The organism is Bifidobacterium miconis (genome assembly GCF_019331735.1).
In the GTDB taxonomy this organism is placed as follows: domain Bacteria; phylum Actinomycetota; class Actinomycetes; order Actinomycetales; family Bifidobacteriaceae; genus Bifidobacterium; species Bifidobacterium miconis.
In genome coordinates this window covers 1-17,221 of sequence record NZ_JAHBBH010000052.1, presented here as the reverse complement: position 1 = coordinate 17,221, position 17,221 = coordinate 1, and the positions used below count along the sequence as shown (strand labels likewise).

At 64.4% G+C, this 17,221-nt stretch carries 11 protein-coding genes and 1 tRNA gene; 9 read left to right on the top strand and 3 right to left on the bottom strand.

Annotated elements, in window-relative coordinates; translation table 11 throughout:
* Window positions 1-330: 330 nt before the first annotated feature.
* Entirely contained in the window at window positions 331-1,278 is a 948-nt protein-coding gene (locus KIH79_RS11800) for a glutamate cyclase domain-containing protein (RefSeq protein WP_219059557.1), read from the top strand.
* Window positions 1,279-1,652: 374 nt separating this feature from the next.
* Here KIH79_RS11800 and KIH79_RS11795 read toward each other — a convergent pair whose 3' ends face one another.
* The gene (locus KIH79_RS11795) at window positions 1,653-2,522 is read right to left on the bottom strand and encodes a MurR/RpiR family transcriptional regulator (protein WP_219059556.1); all 870 of its coding nucleotides are present in this window, start codon (window positions 2,520-2,522) and stop codon (window positions 1,653-1,655) included.
* Between the two features lie 271 nt (window positions 2,523-2,793).
* Here KIH79_RS11795 and KIH79_RS11790 point away from each other — a divergent pair, with 271 nt between their 5' ends.
* From KIH79_RS11790 to KIH79_RS11780, 3 genes are all read left to right on the top strand, one after another.
* Window positions 2,794-5,022, top strand: a complete 2,229-nt coding sequence (locus KIH79_RS11790) for an alpha-L-arabinofuranosidase C-terminal domain-containing protein (protein WP_236023835.1) — start codon at window positions 2,794-2,796, stop codon at window positions 5,020-5,022.
* Between the two features lie 164 nt (window positions 5,023-5,186).
* Window positions 5,187-6,383 carry an SLC13 family permease gene (locus KIH79_RS11785; protein ID WP_219059555.1) on the top strand — a complete coding sequence of 399 codons (1,197 nt, stop codon included), beginning with the start codon at window positions 5,187-5,189 and terminating at the stop codon, window positions 6,381-6,383.
* 301 nt (window positions 6,384-6,684) lie between these two features.
* The gene (locus KIH79_RS11780) at window positions 6,685-7,251 is read left to right on the top strand and encodes a hypothetical protein (RefSeq protein ID WP_219059554.1); all 567 of its coding nucleotides are present in this window, start codon (window positions 6,685-6,687) and stop codon (window positions 7,249-7,251) included.
* Window positions 7,252-7,373: 122 nt separating this feature from the next.
* Here the strand turns inward: KIH79_RS11780 and KIH79_RS11775 are convergent, their stop codons facing one another.
* Window positions 7,374-8,786 (bottom strand): aldehyde dehydrogenase family protein, encoded by a 1,413-nt coding sequence (locus KIH79_RS11775; RefSeq protein WP_219059553.1) that lies wholly within the window; start codon window positions 8,784-8,786, stop codon window positions 7,374-7,376.
* A gap of 310 nt (window positions 8,787-9,096) precedes the next feature.
* Here KIH79_RS11775 and KIH79_RS11770 point away from each other — a divergent pair, with 310 nt between their 5' ends.
* From KIH79_RS11770 to KIH79_RS11750, 5 genes are all read left to right on the top strand, one after another.
* Window positions 9,097-10,059: a ketopantoate reductase family protein gene (locus tag KIH79_RS11770; protein WP_219059552.1), complete on the top strand. Its 963-nt coding sequence runs from the start codon at window positions 9,097-9,099 to the stop codon at window positions 10,057-10,059.
* 255 nt (window positions 10,060-10,314) lie between these two features.
* Window positions 10,315-10,391: transfer RNA gene (locus KIH79_RS11765), tRNA-Arg, on the top strand.
* A gap of 294 nt (window positions 10,392-10,685) precedes the next feature.
* A complete protein-coding gene (locus KIH79_RS11760) occupies window positions 10,686-11,375 on the top strand; it encodes an ABC transporter ATP-binding protein (RefSeq protein ID WP_219059551.1) in 690 nt (229 codons plus the stop codon).
* Between the two features lie 82 nt (window positions 11,376-11,457).
* Window positions 11,458-12,888 carry a COG1361 family protein gene (locus KIH79_RS11755; protein WP_219059550.1) on the top strand — a complete coding sequence of 477 codons (1,431 nt, stop codon included), beginning with the start codon at window positions 11,458-11,460 and terminating at the stop codon, window positions 12,886-12,888.
* A 72-nt stretch (window positions 12,889-12,960) separates the two neighbouring features.
* Window positions 12,961-14,517: an ABC transporter permease gene (locus KIH79_RS11750; RefSeq protein WP_219059549.1), complete on the top strand. Its 1,557-nt coding sequence runs from the start codon at window positions 12,961-12,963 to the stop codon at window positions 14,515-14,517.
* A 288-nt stretch (window positions 14,518-14,805) separates the two neighbouring features.
* Here the strand turns inward: KIH79_RS11750 and KIH79_RS11745 are convergent, their stop codons facing one another.
* Window positions 14,806-16,836, bottom strand: a complete 2,031-nt coding sequence (locus KIH79_RS11745; RefSeq protein WP_219059548.1) for a 1-deoxy-D-xylulose-5-phosphate synthase — start codon at window positions 16,834-16,836, stop codon at window positions 14,806-14,808.
* Between the last annotated feature and the right edge of the window lie 385 nt (window positions 16,837-17,221).

Genomic DNA, 17,221 nt, shown 5'->3' with positions numbered 1-17,221 from the left:
GCTACGCTCGACAGCCCCCTCAGCCGAGGGGGCCGAGGCTACCGCCAGCACCAAACGCTGGTCAGTGAAGAGCGAGCGACAGCGAGCCAACAGCACAGTATCGCGCGATAGCGCGGTGCCGATACCTCGGACTGTACAACTCATATACGTCACCATGCGAAGAGCTCCATAATGGACTCGGTTACGGCCGTCGGTTGCAATATGACGGCCATAACGGAATCAAGAATTCACATGATGGACTCATTGATGGTCATTTTGGGTCGTACAACAGGCTGTGGATCGAGTCAAGAAGCCAAGGACATCGACGGACCATCAGGAAAGGGGAACATCATGACGGCAACCAAGACAGAGACCAACGCAACTTCACGGCAGCCGGGCGCACTGGCCAGCTGGCTGGCCTACCCGAAGGTGGCGGGCATCCAGCGCAAGGCGGCCGAAGACGTGGGCCGCGGCAGCGAAACGCTGATGACGTTCGCGCGCGGCGACCTGTTCCGCGCGGCCCGGCGTTTCGTCACCGGCAAGGCGCGCAAGGCGCTCGTCGTCACTGGATTTTTCATCCCGAAGGCCGAACATCCGGCCGCGGAGTCCGACGGGCCGGTCGGCGCGGCGGAAATGTGCGCGGCGATCCGCGCGATCGGCGGCGACGCGTGGATGGTCAGCGACGCATGGTGCGAACCGGTGATCCGCGGCGCGGCCAAAAACGTGCTGCCGGACGACCGCGTGCTCATCGCGCCCAAGGGCGACGCGTTCGACGACTGGCTCGACGAGACGCGCAAGCTGGTCGAACGCGAGCACATCGACACGGTGATCTTCATCGAACGCGTGGGACCCTCGCGCGACGGCTACCCGCGCAACATGCGCGGCATCAACATCCAGGAATGGACCGCGCCGCTCAGCCGGCTCGCCTCGCTCGGCCTGCACACGGTCGGCATCGGCGACGGCGGCAACGAGATCGGCATGGGCCACATTCAGGAGTACGCGATCGAGGACATCGTCGACCACGGCGAAGACATCGCCTGCACCGTGCCCACCGAGGAGCTCATCGTGGCCGGCTGCTCCAACTGGGGCGGCCACGCGTTCGTCTGCTCGCTGTACGCCATGGGCTGCAAGCAGGTGTCCGCCATGCTCGACGACCAGTGGCACCGGAGCGTCATCGCCAACATCACCGCCGCCGGCGGTCTCGACGGCGTCAAACTGCTCAACATCCCCACCGTCGACGGTCTGTCCGAACGCCAGTACTACGCCCAGATCAACGCCATCTCCCAGCTCGCCCGCTAGGCCGAGCCGTGAAGAAAACAGTCCAGTGGACTGTTTTAGGCGAGGAGCGAGCGACAGCGAGTCAGCACAACAGCATCGCGCGCAGCGCGATTCCGTTTCCGCGCGATACTGTTTATTTTGGCGGCATTGACATGCCGCGACGCTCCCTCAGTCACGGCTGCGCCGTGCCAGCTCCCTCAGCCGAGGGAGCCGAGGCTCCGCCAGCATCGTGATCGTTACTCCGGTTATGAAGTCATCGGTTATAACACGCCTTGCAGGCCCCCGGCTGAGGGGGCTCCCGGCAAAGCCGGGTGGGGGAGCGTCTGCGGCACAATAGTGCCGCAAGCAGCACGGCACGTACGCAGTGCGATACCGCGATCCAGCGCGAAACCGCGTCACTCGTGGTATTCGCGGTCGGCGACGATCTTGCCGGAGCGGTCGAGCGCGGTCGAGAAGCGGCCGTAATCGCTTAAGATCACGCCCATATACAGCATGTCCACGAGCGCGGTGTGCGCGACGCGCGAGAAAATCGCGTTGCCGTAGATCGTATGCTCGCTGCGGCCCGAATACAGGCACACGTCGGCCCAACTGGCCAGCGGCGAGCCGGACGCGTTCGTGACCGCGATCGTGTGCGCGCCCTGCGATTTCGCCAAGCGCAGCGCCTTGACCGTATCCGACGAAGAACCAGAATAGGAGAAGGCGACCGCCACGCTCGTCGCATCGAGATGCCCGGCGCCGATCTGCTGCAAATAGGCGTCAGTGTTCAGCCTGCACGTCAGGCCGAGATAACTGAGCTTCGTGAACAGGTCGGTGGCCGGCACCAGCGAATTCTCAACGCCGTAGACGTCGATCAGGGATGCGCCCGCAATCAGCGACACCGCCTTGCGATACGCGTTGCGGTCCAGCGACGCGGCCAGATCGTCCAACAGCGTCTTCGCGCTGTTCACCGCCTTGGCCGGCACCGAATCCACATCATCCCAAGGGTTCAGGTCGAAACCTTCGAGCGGGTCGAACGTGACGCGGCGCTCCGCCTCCGGATGCCGCAGCACGTAGCGCAGTTCGCGATACCCTCCGAACCCGAGCTTGCGCGAAAACCTGATCACCGTGGGCTGGCTCACCCGCGCAGCCTGCGCGAGCTGGCCGACCGTCAGGTTCGCGGCCTCGTCGAGATGGTCGCGGACGAACTGCGCCACCGCACGCTCGGCGGGTCGCAGCGACGGATACACATGCCCGATGCGCTCGCGAATACCGACCGAGGTCTGCATGCCGTCTCCCTTATCGTCTGATGCCTTGCTCACTATTCGATTGCCAGCCTATCCGAACCGGGATTCTTTTCGCGGGATAAAAGTTGTCGCCAAAGTGAACACGAATTGAACACTTGCCGGTTTGCCTCATCTCTGACCGTCACGCCGGGCACTGTTCCGGGCGTCGCGTTGGGCGTTGTGCCGGGCGTCGCCGCGCGCCCTCATCCGAACCCGACGGTCTGGCCCGGGTCGTTCATGGCATGTCCGCGCCCGCCGCGCGATAATGGGACGCATGGTGACGATTACGGTGGGTGCGCCGACGCATGCGGTGAGCGATCGGCTCTATGGCGTGTTTTTCGAGGACATCAACCACGGCGCGGACGGCGGTCTGAACGCGAACATGGTGAACAACTACAGCTTCGACGGCGTGTACCTGTCCCACGCCTCGCTGCGGCTCAAAGGCGCGGAACGATGGATGACGAAGGCCGATCCTCTGCGATTCTGGCGTTTCCGCCGGCTCGACGCGGTCAGCTGCGGCACGTGGATCCGCGGCGATCACGGCCAACGGGTCGACACGGACTGCCCGGCGCCGCCGATCAACGACAACAGCCGGTACGCGCGCGTCACGGTCGAGCCCGGCACTGTCGGCGCGATCGACAATCTCGGATACAACGGCGGCGGGGAGTACGCGAACGCGTGCGCCATGGCCGTGCGAGCCGGGCACGCGTACGATTTCGCGGCATGCGTGCGGCCGGTGCGCGGCGCGGTGTCGCTGCGCGTCGTCGTGCTGGACGACAATGACGAGCCGCTCACCGACGACGTGCGATTCGACGTGGACCGGTTCGCCGGCGAGCCGCTGCGCGACGGCTGGGTGTTCGTGCGGTATGCGTTGGCCGGCCTGCGCGACGGATACGGCAAGCTGCATATCGACGTGCAGCTTGCGGACAGGCCGGGTGCGACGCGCGCGACGCATGCGACGGAACCGTCCGCCGTGCCGGAACCGTCCGCCGCGACGTTCGACATCGACGCAGTATCGCTCATGGACGCCGACTATTGGGGCAAGGACGATCCGAAATGGCGGTTCGGCAAGCTGCGCCGCGATCTCGTCGAAACGATCGCCGCACTGCGCCCCGCGTTCGTGCGCTTCCCCGGCGGCTGCATCGTCGAAGGCGTCACCCCCGGCAACGAATACCGGTGGAAGGACACGGTCGGCGCATCCACCGCCCGCCGCCAGCAATACAACATGTGGGCGTTCAAAACGCCCGACGGCTCCAGCTACTCGCAAAGCTACCAAATCGGCTTCTACGAATACTTCTGCCTATGCGAGGACCTGCACGCCAAGCCGCTGCCCACGCTGTTCGCCGGCATCACCTGCCAATCGCCCTACCGCGACCCCAAGCACGTCGACACCAACGGCGACTGGTTCCGCAACGTCGTCGTGCAGGACTACCTCGACCTGATCGACTTCGCCAACGGCGACCCCGACACGAGCGCATGGGCCGCCGTCCGCCGCGACATGGGACACCCCGAACCGTTCGGACTCGACATGATCGGCATCGGCAACGAAAACTTCGGCGCCGACTACGTGGCCAAATTCGACGCGATCGCGCGCGCCATCCATGAAAAGGATCCCGGCATGCTGTGCGTGATGAGCGCCGGCCTCTTCCCGTTCCGCCTGCCCATGAAACGCACCTGGGACCACGCGCACGCCGTCGCCGCCGGCGGCGTGCCCGGCGTCGCGCGCGAAATCGACGCGAACGACGCCGACCTGCTGCCCGCCACGCGCATCCTCGTCGACGAACACGCCTACCATTCGCCCGACTGGTTCATCGCGCAGGCCAACCGATTCGACGACTACCGCCGCGACGGCACCGGCGTGTACTTCGGCGAATACTCGGCCAACGGCTACTTCGCCGCACAACCGCAGGACCACGATCACGCGAGCAGCTGGCGATCCGCGCTCGCCGAAGCGGCGTTCCTCACCGGCTGCGAACGCAACAGCGACATCGTCAAAATGACATCGTACGCACCGCTCCTCTCGCACGTCACCGGACATGGCTGGGAACAGAACCTCATCGAATTCAATCCGGCGCAGGTCGGTCCCAGCGTCAACTACGAGGCCGAACGGCTGTTTTCCGCGAACGTGGGCGCGCTCGCGTACGAGTGCCGTATCGACGGCGAGACGCCGGACGGGCTGTTCGTCTGTGCGACCGGCGACGAGGGTGCGCTGCGTTTCGTCAAGCTCGTCAACACGGGCGGCGAACGCGTCGGCGTGACGCTCAACGTGTCGTACGGGCCGCGCGGACTGCTGCGGCGTTCCGGCGCGGCGGGATCGCCGCACACGCTGCGCGTCGAAACGCTGACCGGCGATCCGGACGCGCGCAACGAACTCGGGTATACGGGAGGATTGCGCGACTGCCTGACGCATACTGTCCGCGAATCCGTGCTGCCGCCGGACGGTCCGGGCAGCATCGCGCTCGCGCTGCCGCCCTGCAGCGTCACGCTCGTGCGGCTCGCGTAGACCGAGCAGGGCTGGAAGTCGGGTCTGGAAGGCAGTCGGCTGTAAGGCTGAGCGGCCGTTTTCGTTGAAATCGGTCGGAAAACAGCACGCCGGGACTACGTACTTTGGCCCGTTGTTCCACTACAATCACTGAACGTTAACGCACGGTGAACTTCGGAGGAACAATGAGGCGCTGGGCCATCGAGCTGCTCAAAAGCGAGACGATTCTGATCGTGGCCACGGTGCTTGCGATCATCTCCTGCTTCATCGTCCCGCCCGACGCCGACTACAAGGACTACGTGCACATGAGCACGATCAGCCAGCTGGTCTGCCTCATGCTCGTGGTGTGCGGCTTCCAGCGCATCGGCGTGTTCCGCATCATCGGCTCTCGCCTGCTGCACCACGTCGGCACGGCGCGCGGGCTCGTGATCACGCTGATCGCGCTCACGTATTTTTCGGCGATGCTCATCACCAACGACGTGGCGCTCGTCACGTTCATCCCGTTCGCGATCTCCGTGCTCATCATGGCCGACATGGAGGAGCACGCGGTGCTGGTCGGCACGCTCATGACCATTGGCGCGAACGTGGGCAGCATGCTGACTCCGATCGGCAACGCGCACAATCTGTATTTGAAGGCGCTCACCGGCATGCCCGCGTTGGAGATGATCGGCATCATGGCGCCGTATTCGGTGCTGGCCGCGGCGATGCTCGTGGTGATTTCGTGGTTCGTGTTCGGCGGCAAACCGGTGTCGGAGTTCCGTTCGCTCGACGGCGCCGGCATCGAGCAGGGCGTGCTCGCCCCGTCCAGCGCCGGCCATCGGCCGGACGAGATCCGCATCACCGGCTACGGCGCGGGCTACGGCGGCTGGCGCACGATCGTCTACACGCTGCTGTTCGTCGTCTGCCTGCTCGCGGTGAGCGACTTCATCCCGCTGTGGCTCATGTGCGTGATCGTGTTCGCTGCGTTCCTGGTGTGCGACCGCAAGGTGTTCAAAAACGTGGATTGGGGCCTGCCGCTCACGTTCACCATGTTCTTCATCTTCATCGGCAACATGAAACGCGTGCCGGAATTCTACGAACTGGCCGCCTCACTGGTGAACATCCGCCCGCTTGAGGTCGCGGTCGGCTCCAGCCAGCTCATCAGCAACGTGCCGACCACGCTGCTCCTGTCCGGCTTCACCGACCAGTGGCGGCCGCTCATCATCGGCACGAATCTCGGCGGCATGGGCACGCTCATCGCCTCCATGGCCTCGCTCATCGGGTACAAGAACGTGGTGCGCAAGTACCCGCATCAGAAGGGTCGGTATCTGGCCGTGTATTCCGCGGTGAACGTGCTGTTCCTCGTCGTGCTGGTGGGGCTCTCCTGGATCATCGAGCCGTGACGTTGCCGCGGGTGCTTTGCCGCTAGCCTCTCGGATGTCATGCGAAACCGTCCGTCGGCGTGACATCCGGGTGGTTATGCCGCTGGTGGTGGCTTGAATGTCACGCGTGAGGGGGCACGCCCGGCGGGTTGCGTACGGCAGATCATGCCCCGACGGTTGCATCCGAAGATCACCGGGACTGCGGCCATTCGTATGATGTCCGACCGTATGATGTCCGACGGCGTGGCCTGACCTGCGCGGATGTACCATGAATGCACTACGGGAACATGGATGTTCCGGTCTGTCGCGAAGGAGTGTCGCCATGGAAAAGACACCGCAGAAGAAGCGCCGCGAACGCATTGTGCGCATCGTCGCCGGTGCGATGGCGGGGCTGGTCGTCGTCGGACTGCTGCTGTACTACGTGCCGTGGCCGCAACGCATCCGCATCGACGGCGACGCGTACCGGGCCGACAAGAACGCCGGCTCCGACACCTCGTACACGATATCGCTGGACGCGACCCGGCTGCACTACCTGTTCCAATCGGATCGCCTGACCGGACACGTCACCATTCGTCCGGCCGACGGTGGCGACGCGGTGGTCGATCAGGACCTTGATCGGAAAATGTCCGGGATCATGGATGTCGAGCATCCTGACACCGGTGACGTGGTACAGTATTTCTACACCAGCTGGACCGATTTCAAGAGCGGGAATTTCGACCTGATCCTGATGAGCGGACTCATCTCCACCGACGGAAAAACCGCGTTCGTCAGCATTGACGGCAAAGGAGCCTACGTGGCTCCGGCATCAAGCGAACAGGATGCCGAAACCATCACCAACGAATTTGGCAAGGTTTTCGCCATGGACGAATGGATTGCCGGTCTGCAATAGGCTTGCCTGCGGGTTTTGCTCCGCGGATATTCGTCACAATGCCATGCGGGGCCTAGCCGAGCGTGGCATCCGGACGAGTGCGTCGTCGACACTCTCTCGAAGATTCACGTTTTTGGACCGTTTCAGCGGGACAGCATGGAGATGAGAGCGCGCTTGCGGGCGGTGTACGGCGGATAGACCAGGGAGAGCGTGTCCGGGAAGGCGGGTTTGACGGTCACGGCTTTGACATGGCTGAATTCGAGGAAACCCGCATGACCGTGATACGAGCCCATGCCGGACGCGCCCACGCCGCCGAACGGCAGCCTGCTGGACAGCAGATGCCCGAGCGGCAGATTGAAGCCAAGCGCACCCGAACTGGTCTCCCGTTCGAATAGCCGGCGCGTGGCGGCCCGCCGCGAGAACACGTAGCATGCCAACGGTTTCGGCCGCGCGTTGATGAACGCGACCGCCGACGCCGCGTCCGCGATCTCCAGCACCGGCAGGATCGGCCCGAAAATCTCCTCCCGCATCACCGGCGCGTCCGCGGAAACGTGCGTGAGCACGGTCGGCGCAATATACCGTTGCGCGCGATCGCCGAATCCGCCGCAGACCACGTGCGCCGCGGACGACGGCACGTCGGGATGCGGCAGCAGCGCCATCAGCCGATCGTAATGACGATCGCTGATGATGCGCGCGTAGCTGGACGACTGCGGCGCGAACGCGTCGTCTCCGAACATGAACCGTGCGGCGCGGGCGATGCGCCGGGCCAGATCGTCGGCGATATCAGGAGTCGCGAGCACGTAGTCGGGCGCTACACAGGTCTGCCCGGCGTTGACGAACCGTCCCCACGCGATGCGCCGCGCAGCCACGTCCAGATTCGCCGTACCGTCGACGAACACCGGTGACTTGCCGCCGAGTTCCAATGTGACCGGTGTCAGACGCTTCGCCGCAGCCTCCATCACGATCCGGCCGACCCTGCCGCCGCCCGTATAGAAGATATGGTCGAACGGCTGCTCCAACAACGCGCCGGTCTCGGCGGCGCCGCCTTCAACCACCGCAAACGCGCGCGCATCCAGATACCGGGGAACCAGCCGCGCCAGCAGCCGACTGGTGGCGGGGGAGAGCTCCGACGGCTTCAAACACACGCAGTTTCCTGCCGCGATCGCGTCAACCATCGGTTCAAGCGAGAGCAGCACCGGATAATTCCACGGCGCAATCACCAACGCCACGCCCTTCGGCTCGGCCACCGTCCAGCTGCGCGCCGGCCACAATAGCCACGGCATCGGCTGCGGGCGGCGCGCGGTCCAACGTGCCAAGCGCGGCCGCACGAATCGTATTTCGTCAAGCACCAGCTTGATTTCCATGAGCATCGTTTCGGTCACGGGCTTGCCGAAATCGGTACGCACGGCCTCGGCCAAGCGCATGCCGTGATCGCGCAGCATCCGCTCCATCGCGTCCAACTGCGCCCGCCGCCAGCGCAACGGCCGCGTCAGTCCGCTGCGGAACGTCGTATGCAGCCGTGCAACCGTTCGCTGTATCTCATCGGAATTGCCCATGCCCCCGTTATACCAGATGCCGACGGTCGCGACGTCGGACGATGTTGACGCGCGGTGCTATGCTGTGTCGCGGAAAAACCGCGGAACACGGCCGATTGCGGTCCACGAGACCGGAATGGCATGCGAAACGGCGCACGTTCGCCGAGACCAACAGTCGTCGATGGCGGACGGCGAAACGGGTAACATCGGGTTCCCGCGCGATTATGCGGGGAATTGGTGCCGGCGGCCTGAGGAATGGTTTCCGTGCCGGGGCGAGAGACCGGCAGGGAGCCGTCGAGAGAATACAAAACAGCATATATAAGGAACGATTATGCGTTATACGGTTATCGGCGCGGGCGCGATGGGCCTGCGCTACGGCATTCTGCTGCAGGAGCACACCGACGCCCACGTCGACTTCATCGATACGTGGCAGCCGCACATCGACAAGATCCGCGAGCAGGGTGGCGTGTACGTGAGCCGCGACCACGAAAACCGCCGTCTCATCCCGATCAACCTGTACACGCCGGAGGAATACGACGGCGATCCGGACGTGTGGATCATCTTCATGAAGCAGATGCAGCTCGAGGAGATGCTCAAGCGCTGCGCCCACCTGTTCAAGAACCATCAGGTCGCGTTCAGCGCGATGAACGGCTGGGGCCACTTCGAGAAAATCGCCCAGTACTTCAGCGAGGACCGCATCTACGGCGGCACCGCGCTCGTTGCCACCGTGCTCAACGGCCCGGGCGACGTGGACTTCATCGGCAAGTCCGGCGCCGGCACCATGCACATGTGCGCCATGACCAACAAGGTCACCGATATCGAGCAGGCGATCTTCGCGGACTTCCAGAAGGCGAACCTCAACCCGGAGATCTCCGACGACTTCAAGGGCATGTGCATGGCCAAGATCGTGTTCAACTCCGTGGTGAACACGTTGTGCACCATGTACCAGATCACCATGGGCCAGTTCATCAGCTACCCGGGCGCCCGCGACATGGCCATGCAGCTCATCAACGAGGCGTACGACGCATGCGAGCGCGCCGGCATCAAGCTCATCAACACGCGCGCCGAGGAGCTCGAGTCGGTCGATTACGTGAGCCGTACCGGCAACCCCTTGCACTATCCGTCGATGTACCAGGACATGAGCCGCGGCCGCAAGACCGAAGTCGACTACATCAACGGCTACATCGCCAAGATTGGCCGCGAAAACGACTACGTGTGCCGCACGCACGAGTTCCTCACCCACGGAGTGCACCTCGCGGAGCTCGCGTTCCAGTACCATCACCAGAACGCCTGATTGTTCGGCGTTCTGCGGTGTTTGCCGGTAGAAATGCCTCACGCTCTGATTCGTTTTGCGTGATGTTCTTGCTGGCAAGGGACCGCTGGTGGCAGGAATGTCACGCAAACAGCCGGTTGAGCGTGACATTCCTGCCAGTATCGGGTGGTATTCGCCCGAATGTCACCCGAGCAAGGTCTCTGTACGGTACGATGCGGGATAATTCGTCGGCGTAGGCGCCGCGTACCGGCATGCTGATATACTGTCCCTTCGTTTGGCCCCGTAGCTCAGCTGGATAGAGCATGTGACTTCTAATCTCAGGGTCGCCGGTTCGAGCCCGGCCGGGGTCACCATAAAGCCCTTGGAATCGAATGATTCCAAGGCTTTTTCTTTTTCTCCCGGTTGCTCTGCGTCGGCCCGGGCGGCCGGCCCGAATCATCCTTGGGGTGGATTGTCGCCATTGGTATGATGACGCAGACTGTGTCGGAGGAGCGAAGGCCGTAGACTTGAGTCGGTACGATCAAGAAGGGATGTTGTCAATGGCGATAATCAAGGGGGAATCAGTCTCGCGTGCGGGTCGGCCTGTCGGTTTGGCCCGATCGATCGGTCCCGCCGGCCCGGCCCGCCCGACCAAATCCGCCCGCCCGATGATCGAAGTGAAAAACCTGCGCAAGGAGTACCCGGTCGTCGACGAAACGGTCGTCGCGCTCGAACGCATCAATCTCACCATCCCCAAAGGCCAGATCTGCTGCATCTACGGCGAATCCGGCTCCGGCAAATCGACGCTGCTCAACCAGCTCGCCGGCATGGAAAAGCCGACGCGCGGCGGCGTGCGCATCGGCGGCGTGGTCGTCTCCGAACTCGACGAACGCGAGCTCGCGGCCTTCCGCCAGCGGCATCTCGGCTTCGTGTTCCAGTCGTACAATCTGCTGCCGAACCTCAACGCGATCGAAAACGTGGCCATGCCGCTCATGTTCCGCGGCGTGCCGAAGGCGAAACGCGAGGCGATCGCGCGCGGCATCCTCAAACGTGTCGGCCTCGGCAGGCGCATGACGCACTATCCGACGCAGATGTCCGGCGGCCAGCAGCAGCGCGTCGGCATCGCGCGCGCGTTCGTCGCCAAACCGCAGGTCGTGTTCGCCGACGAACCGACCGGCAATCTCGACTCGCGCACGAAAGTCGACGTGATGGAGATGATCGTCGGATTCGCACGCGAACTCGACCAGACGATCGTGCTCGTCACGCACGACGACAACATGGCGCAGTACGCGGACCGCATCGTCACGCTGCTCGACGGACGGATCGTCGGCGACAAGCTGATCGACCGCGCCGCGTGAGCCGCATCGCGTGAGCTGCATCGTGTGAGCCGAGCCGCGGCACGGACAACAGACCTGACCCATCAGTACAGGAAGGGAAAGCATGAAGAACCGAGAGAAGAAGAGCATGATCGCCGCGGCCGCGGCCCTGCTGGCGACGCCGGCGATGTTGCTCGCCTGCGCGACGCCGGCCGCGTTCGCCACGGCGGAGGCCCCGGACGGCGTCGCCGCAACGACCGCCGCGGCTGACGGTGCGAACGAGAGCGCGGACGGTGCGACGACCAAGTCCGCGACCGGTGCGACTGGTGCGACGAAATCCGCGGTCGCGACCGGCACGGACGGCACAGTGAGCAACGCCGTCGCCGACGGCAAGACCGCGAACGGCACGACGACGAACCCGGCCGTCGACGGCGGCTCGTCGGACGGCACCGTAAACGGCGGCAACGGTTCGGCCGGCACGGGCGGCGACGGCACCGCGAACGGCGGCACGTCCGGCAACGACACGACTCCCGTCGCCGGGCCCGTGCCGAACATCATCATCACCAACTTCGACTACGGCAGCGCGAAAACCGTGCCGGTCGGCAGCGACTTCAACCTTTCCTTCACGTTCCAGAACATGGGCAAGGTCGCGATCGACAACCTCGTCGTCACCGTGGACGGCGGCGAAAGCTTCGCGATCGCCGGCGGCACCAACACGTTCTATTTCGACCGTCTCGGCGCCGGCTACGCGATGACGCAAAGCCTGCCCATGCAAGTCCTGCCGAGCGCCACGTCCGGCGCGCAGGGCGTCACCGTCAGCTTCAAATACGAGTACGTGGACGCGGGCACGCGCAGCTCCAACAACTCCGACATCAAAATCTCCGTGCCCGTCTCCCAGCCCGACCGCTTCGAACTGACCAACCCCGTCCCGCCGGACGGCGCAACCGTCGGCTCGGAGACCACCGTCACACTCAACTACGTGAACAAGGGCAAGGGCGACATCGCCAACGTCGAGGCCAGCATCGAAGGCGAAGGCATCCAGGCCACCAACGCCACGCAGTATGTGGGCAACGTCGCCTCCGGCGCGAACGGCTCGATCGGCTTCGCGTTCACGCCCACGCAGGCCGGAGACATCAACGCCACGCTGCGCGTCACCTACGAGGACTCCGACGGCAAGACGCAGAAGAAGGAGTTCCCGATCACCATCAGCGCGACCGACGCGGCGCCGGTCGACCCGAACGACAACGGCATGGTCGTGCCCGACGACACCACGCAGGAGCAGGGCGTGCCGATGTGGGCGTGGATTGTCGGCGCGCTCGCCGTCGCGGTCGCGCTCGTGGCGGCTATCGTCATCGTGCGCAAGAAGCGCAAGGCCAAGGCGAACCAGGCCAGCATCGACGACGAGTGGGACGACTGGAGCGCGGACGGCGATTCGGCCGCTGCGGGCGGCGATGCCGGCACGGCCGGTGCGAACGCCGCGAGCGGAACCAACGACGCGACGCAGGTGATCGCGCCCGCCGTGTCCGGACAGTCCGGCGCGGGCGCACGCGCGTGAGCCGTTGCGACGGTTGCCTCGCCAGCCAGCGAGTACGTCATTGACGCCATTGCGTAAGTCGTAAGGACCAACATGAGATTCACGGATATCCTGCACCTGTGCAGCCAGAACCTGTTCCGACGCAAGTCGCGCACGATCCTGACCGTGCTCGGCGTGATCGTCGGTTGCTGCTCGATCGTCACCATGGTGTCGATCGGCTCCGGTATCAACGAGATGAACGAACAGTCGCTCAAGCAGATGGGCGACCTGACCATCATCAACGTGTACAAACAGGGCAATTATGACGGCTTCGGCGCGTCGAATTCGACCGGCGGCCAGACGGACAACAAACTCGACGACAAGGCCATCGAATCGTTCAAGCAGATTCCCGGCGTCGAGGGCGCGACCGCGCAGATGTCGCTCAACTACACGATCACCATGACCGCCGACAACGGGCGCTACATCGCCACCTACGGCGACGTGCAGGCCATCGACATGTCGCAGCTCGAGAACATGGGCTACAAGCTCACCGAGGGCGCGGCCCCGACCAAAAGCGGAGAGATTCTCGCCGGACAGTACCTCGCCTACCAGTTCTACGACAAGTTCCGGCCCGAAGGCTCCAATGTGCGCTACCAGCCGCAGGACGCGGGCGACGGCACGTACTGGACGTGCGACTCGACCGGCAACTGCTCGCAGGTGCCCGCCGACCAGCTCGGCGAGGAATCCAAGCCGTTCTTCAACCCGATGAACACGGAGATCACGCTGACCATCCAGACCGGCGACTCGTCGGGCGGCGGTTCGGCGGGAGGTTCCGGCGGCGGCGTGATGATGGGCGTGGGCGGCATGTCGGGGTCGACCGACATGGGCGGCACCGGTTCAGGATCAGGTTCGGGTACCGGCTCTGGCTCGGCCGGGGCGAACGGCTCCGGCAACACGTTCAAGCTGCGCGCCACCGGCGTGCTCAAAGAGGACTACAACAAGGGCTCCGCCACCTCGTCCGGCGTGCTCATGGACATCAGCCAGCTCAAGGACATGATCGCCAAAGCCGACAAGTCCGCGGCGAAAACCACCACGTACGAGCAGGCGCTTGTCAAAGTTTCCGACATCACGCAGGTGAGCGACGTCGAACAGCAGATCAAGGACATGGGCTTCTCCACGTCGTCGTACGAGGAGATCCGCAAGCAGATGGAGGAGCAGTCGCGCGGCATCCAGATGGCGCTCGGCGGCATCGGCGCGGTCTCGCTGCTCGTCGCGGCCATCGGCATCACCAACACGATGGTCATGTCCGTGACCGAGCGCACGCGTGAAATCGGCATCATGAAGGCGCTCGGCTGCTACGTGCGCGACATCCGCATCATGTTCCTCGGCGAGGCGGGCTTCATCGGCCTGCTCGGCGGCGTGATCGGCTGCCTGCTGAGCGCGGTCATCTCGATCGGCATCAACCTCGTGTACATGGGCGGCGTCAGCGGCGAGAACATATGGCATGCGATCGTGGGCGGCGAGAACGTGACGCGCCTGTCGGTGATCCCGTGGTGGCTGTTCGTGTTCGCGATCCTCTTCTCCACCGCGATCGGCCTTGTCTCCGGCTTCCAGCCCGCCAACAAGGCCGTGAAGATCCCCGCCCTCGACGCCATCAAAAACCAGCAGTAGAGCAATAGGTAAGTGTCGCACGGGAATCTCCGATCAGGCTGGCCGCGCAGGCATGACCGCCTACGACCGGTCACGCGATGGAAAAATGGTCGTTTTTTCCAACGCGTTTTTGCCGGTGATGGCAGGAAACCCGTTTTTAAGGGTATTTGGCGGTCACAGGATGGTATTTGCAGACTAATATGCCGTTCAGTGACCGATCGCGGAGTCACGCGATGGAAATGAGGGGTGTTGTTCCATCGCGTGACTGGCTGCCCCCGCTGCCCGGTGATGGTCGCATGAAAATAGGATTCAGAGCAGGCTGCGGATTGCCTTGGTGACCTGTTCCACGGTCAAACCGTAGCGTTCGTTGAGATCGGCGAGGGGGATGCGGTCGGTGAATTCCTTCGCGCCGCCGAAGTTGAGCACGTGTACGGGGTGGGGGAGTGTGCCGCCCGCATGACCGGAGGCGCGGTGATCGGCGGCACGGTTTCCGGCCGCCCAACCTGCATTCGCGTACCACGCGGTGATCTTCTCGCCCCAACCGCCCTCAAGCTGCCCGTCCTCGAGCGTGACGACGATCCGGTGATCCTCGGCCAGCGCGCGCAGCGTTCCCGCGTCGATCGCGGAGAACTGCTGCGGGTCGACCAGCGTCGCGTCGATGCCGGCATGATCGCCGTCGCTCTGCGCAAGCGCCGCGACGACGCGCAATCCCAGCGGATACTCGTTGCCGAGCGCGAGAATCGCCACCTGCGACCCGGCGCGCGCGATCCGATAGCGGTTCCATGGGCAATCCTGCGTGCTAACGGTGTCGGATGTCACGGCAGGATCGGCCGCGTCGGCAATCTCGCCGGCACGTTCCGCGCCCAGAATCGCGTCGCCGGGCACGCGGATCACGACCGGTCCATCGTTCGCCGCGCTCGTCGACCATGCGAGCATGTCGAGGAACGCGTGTACGGACGTGGGCGCGAGGCAGGTCAGGCTCGGAATGTTGCCGAACATGGCGATGTCGAACGCGCCGGAATGCGTGTTGTCCGCGCCGGACAGGCCGCCGCCGAAGTCGAGCAGCGTGGCCGGCGTGTGGTTGAGCGCGAGCTCCTGCTGCAACTGGTCGAACGTGCGCTGGAAGAACGTGGCCGACGTGGCTAGTACCGGCCGTCCGCCCGCGCGCGCGATGCCGGATGCGAACGCGACCGCATGCTCCTCGGTGATGCCGGTGTCCACATAATTCCTGCCGGCACGCTCGCGGAACGCGCGCGTGATGCCGTTCGAGCCGGGGGTGGCGGGGGAGATGACCACGAGTCCCGGCTCCGTGGCGAAGCGTCGTTCGAGCGCGGCCATCGCCAGCTGCCCGTAGTGCTTGCGCGCGCCGAGCGGCTTGCCGGCCGCACTGTCCGGATTCTGCCAGTGATTCGCCTCGCACCGGCCTGCCGTGATCGCCAGATCTTCCGCAATCACCGTCTCGTCGCCGTCATCGTTGGCTGCGTGAGTTGCGTCGGCAGTGTGAGTTGCATCGGTTGCGGCGATGGCTCCGCCGGCCGCGATGTCGGAAGCTGCGGATGCGGCGGCCGTATCGTCGTCGGCCGCGACCGGCAGGCCGAGTCCCTTGCGCGTATGAATGTGCACGACGACCGGATGGTCGATGCCGCGCACGGCCTCGAACGCGCGCACCAGCGCGAGCACGTCGTTGCCGTCCTCGACATAGCGATAGTCAAGCCCGAACGCGTGGAAAATATTGGGCTCCGTCGTGCCTCCGGATGCGCGCAGGCGGGCGAGCGGGCCGTACATGCCGCCGTGGTCTTCGGCGATCGACATTTCGTTGTCGTTGAAGACGATGATGAGATTGCCGCCCTGTTCGGCCGCGTTGTTGAGTCCCTCGAACGCGATGGCCGAGCTGAGCGAACCATCGCCGATCACCGCAATCACGTTCTCGTGTCCGCCGCGCATGTCGCGCGTCTTCGCCAGTCCGCACGCCAGCGAGATCGACGTGCCGGTGTGGCCGAGCACGAACTGGTCGTGCTCCGATTCGTCGGGATTGGTGAACCCGGTCACGTCGTGATGTTCGGGGTCGAGATACGCGGCGGCGCGGCCGGTGAGCATCTTGTGCACGTAGCTTTGGTGCGACACGTCGAAGACGATCCGGTCGCGCGGTGAATCGAACACGCGGTGCAGGGCCACCGTGGCCTCCACCATGCCGAGATTCGAGCCGATATGGCCGCCATGCACGTGGCCGTAGGCGACGAGCGTGCGGCGGATGTCCGCGCACAGTTCGGGCAGTTGATCGGCGGGCAGGTCGTGGACGTCGGCCGGACCATGAATCGCGCTCAACATGCCTTCGCCCATACCGTAACGTCCTTTCCCTCATCGGCGTCCGCGGCCAAACGCATCACGCGCGCCGAACGCCGTCCCAAAAGCGACATCCTAACGTATGCCACGCCCGCACGATCGCCGACCCCGCCGAATACGCCCAACATCTCCGTAATACGCGCTATTGGAGCGGGGTGACGTTGATGCGACGTCGCATGTTCTTGATCGCGGGTTGATCGTGGGCATATCCGGTATATTATGCGGTCCAATTCGTGGGCATAGGTGGGATATGTAGGGACTGTCTCGGAATGTGTGTAACTGGCTTTGATCGCCGGTCGTGAGGCCGGCGGGAAAGGGGCCTGTGATGAGCATGCCGACTGAGACAATGGAAACCATGACAGCGAAGACTGCCGCCGGCAAG